General features: G+C 52.6%; 5 protein-coding genes and 1 pseudogene. 3 read left to right on the forward strand and 3 right to left on the reverse strand.

The genetic code is table 11. From position 1 onward, the window contains the following. The 3 genes from QZ279_RS01805 to QZ279_RS01815 all read right to left on the reverse strand — a co-directional run. Window positions 1-331 (reverse strand): thioredoxin domain-containing protein (locus QZ279_RS01805; protein WP_293447193.1); only part of this gene is annotated, 331 nt, incomplete at its 3' end. A gap of 9 nt (window positions 332-340) precedes the next feature. Then, entirely contained in the window at window positions 341-928 is a 588-nt protein-coding gene (locus QZ279_RS01810) for a hemolysin III family protein (protein ID WP_293447195.1), read from the reverse strand. Window positions 929-1,063: 135 nt separating this feature from the next. Next, the gene (locus QZ279_RS01815) at window positions 1,064-1,486 is read right to left on the reverse strand and encodes a tellurite resistance TerB family protein (RefSeq protein ID WP_293447197.1); all 423 of its coding nucleotides are present in this window, start codon (window positions 1,484-1,486) and stop codon (window positions 1,064-1,066) included. Between the two features lie 128 nt (window positions 1,487-1,614). Here QZ279_RS01815 and QZ279_RS01820 point away from each other — a divergent pair, with 128 nt between their 5' ends. The 3 genes and pseudogenes from QZ279_RS01820 to QZ279_RS01830 form a co-directional block, all read left to right on the forward strand. Then, window positions 1,615-3,189 (forward strand): lysine--tRNA ligase, encoded by a 1,575-nt coding sequence (locus tag QZ279_RS01820; RefSeq protein WP_293447198.1) that lies wholly within the window; start codon window positions 1,615-1,617, stop codon window positions 3,187-3,189. A gap of 59 nt (window positions 3,190-3,248) precedes the next feature. Next, window positions 3,249-3,668, forward strand: coding sequence for a DUF4864 domain-containing protein (locus tag QZ279_RS01825; RefSeq protein ID WP_293447200.1), 420 nt, complete (start codon window positions 3,249-3,251; stop codon window positions 3,666-3,668). Between the two features lie 126 nt (window positions 3,669-3,794). Then, window positions 3,795-4,310 (forward strand): annotated as a pseudogene (locus QZ279_RS01830) (right-handed parallel beta-helix repeat-containing protein); the annotation flags it as partial.

The raw sequence follows: 4,310 nt of genomic DNA on the forward strand, positions 1-4,310 counted from the left end.
TGCCTTTGATGTTCATTTTGCTGGAAATCGTCGCGTGCTCTTGCGTGTTCATTTTCACCAGACGCGCTTTGCCAGGCAGCTCGGACGCGGCTTTGTTGAATTCTGGCCCCATCGCTTTACACGGGCCGCACCACGGGGCCCAGAAATCCACGACCAGCGGGACGTCGTCGTTGGCGGCGGCCTTGGCGAGAATGTCTGGCGTGATCTCGACCGCCTTTTTGGGCATCAAGCCTTTGGCGCAGGACCCGCATTTCGGGTTATCGCCAAGTTTGTCAAAGGGCACGCGGTTTACTTGTGCGCAGTAAAGACAGGTGAGTTTTTTGCCGGCCATGGTGTTTCCTTATAAAAGAGCGAGCCAGATGCCTGCGAACATAAGCATGCCGCCGAGGTCCACCCATGAATGCCAGATTGCGTAACGAAATGGTAAAGTTTTGCGCGCATAGAAGACCGTGCCGAATGCGTAGGACGCGCTGCCTGCAAGGATGAAGAGGGGCGTCGCGGCGGGCACGCCTTTTAGGTCGGGCAGGGCGAGCAGGCCAATGGCCCCAAGCGCGAGGTAGGACGCGGTTGACCAGCGCGATTTGATCTGCGGGTTGGTGATCTTGTTCCAGATCGCAAGGATTGCGAGGATCCAGCAGAGTGCGAGGATGATTAGCGTACGCGTGGTGCCTGCTTGGACCAGAAGGGGCGTGAACGTGCCTGTGATGCTTGTGTAGATCGCGGCGTGGTCGATGCGGCGCAACAGGACGCGATGATCGTGCCAAGGCGCGAAATGGTAGGCACAGGACGCTACGCTAGAAACGAGCGCGCAAAGGATGTAGACGCTCACCGCGAGGATTAATGCGGTGGACAGCGTATTCATCGCTTTGACCAGCAACCATGTGCCTGCGATCAAAATTGCGCAAAAGCCGAATGCGTGAACTGCCATGTCGGCGCGTCTGTGCGAAAGGATGGGGCTGGGATACATACGCGTGCAAGGCTTTCGTCGTTCGAAGCTGGTAAAGCGAAAGCACCGCGAAACAGCAATGATGCTTCACAGATGCCTCGTTTGTTTTGGCAGAGTTTAAGTGATGTGACGCGCCCGCGCACCACGTTCGATCGCTGCGGCATGAAGGCGATCCAGATCCAGCTCGTAACGGATTTCTTCAAGAATACGCAGTTCACTTTCTTGCAGCGTACCATCCGCAGCAGCCACATCGCATGATAGTGCATAGGCCGTTTCAAACAGGCGCTCAGGAAGGTTGTCGCGGATCAAACCGAACAGCGCATCAAGGCCGTCTTCTTGTTCAAACAAATCAAACACCGTCTGTGCCATGATATTCATGCGATCAATGTCATAGGTGGCAAACACGGGAAGATTGTTCACGGCGGACTGGATTTTGACCAGTTCTACAGTGCGTATATCTTCATCGGATGCAGAGACGGCGATCATTAGTGCGACAAGGCAATCTTGCGGGCTAAGCGGGTGGGGGGCAGGCTGTGTCACGGCGCGTTTGCTTTCATTTGGAGGCATCTTGGAATGCACGTGCAGAATATTGACGAAAACCTCTGCATTCAATAGGTAGCGCACACATGCCTGCCCCTTTGGGCAGGTTTCTTTTTTGGAGACCTGATATGTCTGATCTGCGCGATGCTGCGATGAGCTCAAAAGCCTGGCCGTTTGAAGAAGCGCGCCGTGTGCTGAAACGCTATCAAAAAGCCGCTCCAGATAAGGGTTATGTTCTGTTCGAAACGGGGTATGGCCCCTCTGGTTTGCCCCATATCGGGACATTTGGCGAAGTTGCACGTACGTCGATGGTACTGCGCGCCTTCAAGGAAATCAGTGACTTACCGACCAAGTTGGTTTGCTTTTCGGACGATCTTGATGGCATGCGCAAAGTTCCAGGCAATGTTCCGAACGCGGATAGTCTGGCCGAGCATTTGCAAAAGCCACTGACGTCCGTACCCGATCCGTTTGGCGAGTATGAAAGCTTTGGCCATTATAATAACGCGATGCTGCGCCGTTTTCTTGATACCTTCGGGTTCAAGTACGAGTTCATCAGCGCAACCGAGTTTTACGCGTCAGGCAAGTTCGACGAAGTGCTTCAGCGCGCGGTCGACAAATATGATGCGATTATGGAGGTCATGCTGGCGTCTTTGCGCGAAGAGCGTCGCCAGACATATTCGATTTTCCTGCCGTTTCATCCAGAGACTGGCCGCGTTTTGTATGTGCCGATGAAGTCGATTAACCGTAATGATTATACGATCACGTTTGATGATGAAGACGGTCGTGAGTGGACAGTGCCTGTGACGGGCGGGAATGTGAAATTGCAGTGGAAGCCGGATTTTGGCGCGCGTTGGGCCGCTTTGGGCGTTGATTTTGAGATGTATGGTAAAGATCATTCTACCAACACACCGATTTACGACAAGATTTGCCGCATCCTTGGCATGCCTGCACCTGAGCATTTCACATATGAATTGTTCTTGGATGAAGGGGGGCAAAAGATTTCTAAGACCTCGGGCAACGGTGTGTCAATTGACCAGTGGTTGACCTATGCGTCGTCTGAAAGCCTGTCGTATTTCATGTATCAAAAACCCAAAACGGCGAAGCGCATGCATTTTGACGTGATCCCGAAAGCGGTTGATGAATATCATCAACAACTTCGTGCGTATGTGGATCAAGATGCTAAGGCACGGTTGAACAATCCAGTTTGGCATATTCATGGTGGGAACGTGCCGGTCAGCAAAATGGTTGTGCCGTTCTCTATGCTGTTGAATCTTGCGTCAGTTTCGAGCGCCGAAGACAAGGACCAGCTATGGGGCTTTATCCAGCGCTATGCGCCTGAGGCGAGCGCTCAAACGCATCCTGATCTGGATCAAGCAGCAGGCTTCGCGGTTCGCTATTATAACGATTTCGTGAAACCGACCCGCGTCTTCCGCGCGCCATCAGAGCTGGAGCGTGAAGCGCTAATAGAGCTGCGTGATGGGTTGAAAGCCTGGGATAAAAGGCTGGACGCTGAAGAGTTGCAAGGTCTTGTTTTCGCGTGCGGACGCGAACGGTTCGATCCGTTGCGCGGTTGGTTTACTGCGCTATATGAAGTGCTGTTGGGCTCAAGCCAAGGACCGCGGTTTGGTGGTTTCATCGCGCTATATGGTGTTGATGAAACAGTTGAATTGATCGATAGCGCCTTGGCGGGTGAGTTGACCTAGGTTTGACTTGAACGCGTCATGGTTTAGTTCTCCTCTCATATAAAGAGAGGAAAGCACCCATGTCATCTCGATTTTCTACCATCCTGACTGTCATCGCGGCACTGTTTTTTGCGACTGCCGCGAATGCGCAAGAGACGGAAAAAACCGCGATCACCAGTACAATTCAAAGTCAGTTTAATGCCTTTTCGGACGACAATTTTGAGCAAGCGTTCACATACGCCAGTCCGTTCATCAAAAGACTGTTTGGGACCCATCAGAACTTTGGCGTGATGGTATCGCGTACCTATCCTATGGTACACCGAGCCGACGATGTGCGCTTTCTTGAGCTGCGATACATTGCAGGCAAGTTGCACCAGAAAGTTCAAGTACGCGACGCTGACGGGCGCATTCACTTCTTGGATTACGAAATGATTCTTGGCGAAAATGGCTGGAAAATCAACGGTGTCCAGTTGATAAAAGCGACGGGCTTTTCTGCTTAACCGCTCCGTCCTAAATCACTTAGCAGCACCGTCACGGTGCTGTCAGTCTCTCTTAAGTCTTCTTTTGCACACTTGCGCTTTGGATTGGGCCCGTGCGTAGCGGCCCTTGGCGCGAGAGGAAGATTTATGAACAAGGCAATCACCGACGGTGTGGTTCTAATGCCCCCTGCATTTGCTCAAGGTTTGAATATTTGGGCTCGTGGGGACGGAACACCGGGTTCTGATACATATCAAGGCACAGCCACCGCTGCATTCGTGCCCGCAGACCTTGATTTCAGCGGGTGTCTCGAAGTTCAGAAAGCCGATGCGACGCAGAAGCTGCGCTACATGGGTGAAACGCTTTTGCTGCCTGGTTGCTATTTGCGCATCACTGCTAAGATAAAAGCGATGAGCGGACCGCTTCCAACGGTTCGTATTGCGGGTTGGGCTGTGGGCTCTGGCGGATCTCATGTGAGCGGTGTGAATGAAACAGGCAATTCGGTCAGTTTAAGTTCGTACGGGGAAATTGTTGAGATTAGCGCTATTGTCGGATCCGGTCAGCGGACTGGCGTTGATATGGTGTGGGGCAGTGCGGCGTTATATGGGCATTTCGGCCTTGATCTAACGGGTCCGAATGGCGTTGTTGTTCGTATTGAAGATATC

Source organism: Planktotalea sp. (assembly GCF_018607965.1).
Classification (GTDB): Bacteria; Pseudomonadota; Alphaproteobacteria; order Rhodobacterales; family Rhodobacteraceae; genus Planktotalea.

Excerpts from the sequence above, each read along its gene's own strand:
- QZ279_RS01810 (WP_293447195.1), bottom strand. The coding sequence starts at position 928 with ATGGCAGTTCACGCATTCGGCTTTTGCGCAATTTTGATCGCAGGCACA.
- QZ279_RS01820 (WP_293447198.1), top strand. The coding sequence starts at position 1,615 with ATGTCTGATCTGCGCGATGCTGCGATGAGCTCAAAAGCCTGGCCGTTT.
- QZ279_RS01825 (WP_293447200.1), top strand. The coding sequence starts at position 3,249 with ATGTCATCTCGATTTTCTACCATCCTGACTGTCATCGCGGCACTGTTT.